Origin of the sequence: Nocardia wallacei (assembly GCF_029869545.1) — a bacterium.
GTDB classification, from domain to species: Bacteria; Actinomycetota; Actinomycetes; order Mycobacteriales; family Mycobacteriaceae; genus Nocardia; species Nocardia wallacei_A.
In genome coordinates, this window is record NZ_JARWQD010000077.1 from 1 (window position 1) to 1797 (window position 1797).

The window sequence follows — 1797 nt, forward strand, 5'->3', positions numbered from 1 at the left end:
GTTGCTGCGGGCGATCTTCGGTGAGAAGGCGCGTGAGGTGCGTGATACGTCGCTGAAGGTGCCGCACGGTGAGTCGGGCAAGGTGATCGGGATCCGCGTGTTCTCGCGGGAGGACGACGACGATCTGCCGCCGGGTGTCAACGAGCTGGTGCGTGTGTATGTGGCGCAGAAGCGCAAGATTCAGGACGGTGACAAGCTCGCGGGTCGGCACGGCAACAAGGGTGTTATCGGCAAGATCCTGCCGAAGGAGGATATGCCGTTCATGCCCGACGGCACCCCGGTCGACATCATCTTGAACACCCATGGTGTGCCGCGTCGTATGAATATCGGCCAGATCCTGGAAACCCACCTCGGCTGGGTCGGCAAGGCGGGCTGGAAGATTCAGGTCGCCGACGGCACTCGCCCCGACTGGGCGCAGCGCCTGCCCGACGAGCTGCTGTCGGCCGACCCGGAGACGAATCTGGCCACACCGGTCTTCGACGGCGCCCGCGAGGACGAGCTCGCCGGGCTCCTGGCATCGACACTGCCCAACCGCGACGGCGAGGTCATGGTCGGGGCGGACGGTAAGGCGACATTGTTCGACGGACGTTCGGGCGAGCCGTTCCCCTACCCCATCGCCGTCGGCTACATGTACATCCTGAAGCTGCACCACCTGGTCGACGACAAGATCCACGCGCGGTCGACCGGCCCGTACTCGATGATCACCCAGCAGCCGCTCGGCGGTAAGGCGCAGTTCGGTGGTCAGCGCTTCGGCGAGATGGAGTGCTGGGCCATGCAGGCCTACGGCGCCGCCTACACCCTGCAGGAACTGCTCACCATCAAGTCCGACGACATCGTGGGCCGCGTGAAGGTGTACGAGGCGATCGTCAAGGGCGACAACATCCCCGAACCCGGCGTCCCCGAATCGTTCAAGGTGCTGCTCAAGGAGCTCCAGGCGCTGTGCCTCAACGTCGAGGTCCTCTCCGCGGGCGCCGCGATCGAACTGGGCCACGACGACGACGAGATCGACCGCACCGCAGCCAATCTCGGAATCACGCTGTCCCGCAACGAATCCGCCTCCATCACCGACCTGGCGCAGTGAGGCTCCCGCCTACACCTCGGGGAGCGTGACGGTGGTCCAGTGCAGCGGCTTCTGCGTCGCGACCGGGATCGCGCGGCGGGGCTCGTTGAACCGCAGCGGCCGCTCGCTCGACTGAGGGAGGCTACGCCGCGGGGCGGTCGATCTGTTCGCGGAGGATATCGCCGTGGCCCGCGTGGCGGGCGAATTCCTCGATCATGGCGAGCAGGGTCCACCGCATGCTGACCGTTCCCTCGAGGGGATTGTCCTTGGTGTCGTCGAGGTCGAAGCGGGCGGCGATCGCGCGTGATCGCGCGCTGGCCCGCTCGAACTCGGCGATCACATCGGACAGCGACTCGTCGTCGGAGACCGCGAATGTGCCCTCGTCGCGGCGGGAATATCCGTCGCATTCGGATTCGCCGAGCCCCGCCCAGAACCGCTGGAACCAGATCCGTTCCGCCGCGGCGGCATGTTTGATCAGCGAGATCGGTGTCGTCAGCGAGGCGACGAGCCGTCGCCGGGCGGGGGGGGGGGGGGGGGCGCGCCGGGGGGGGGTTGGAGCCCCCCGGGGGGGGTAGGGGCAGTTTTTGGGAAACCCCCCGCCGGCCCCGGCGAGATCATCACCACCGCCGGCACCGAGCACACCGAGCACGCTGCGGGTCTCGGCGTAGACGAACACGACACCCCGCGCAGTTTCGGGCCCGAGTCCCTGTCGATCGGGACCCGGCACCTCGAACTCG

Annotated in this window: 1 protein-coding gene and 1 pseudogene; one reads left to right on the forward strand and one right to left on the reverse strand. The window is 67.6% G+C overall.

The window, feature by feature from the left end; all coding sequences use genetic code 11:
• The coding region (locus tag QH290_RS04995) for a DNA-directed RNA polymerase subunit beta (protein ID WP_483244241.1) at positions 1 to 1081 on the forward strand (1081 nt) is incomplete at its 5' end.
• A gap of 121 nt (positions 1082 to 1202) precedes the next feature.
• Here the strand turns inward: QH290_RS04995 and QH290_RS05000 are convergent.
• Positions 1203 to 1580, reverse strand: a pseudogene (locus tag QH290_RS05000) (mycothiol transferase); the annotation flags it as partial.
• Positions 1581 to 1797: the final 217 nt, after the last annotated feature.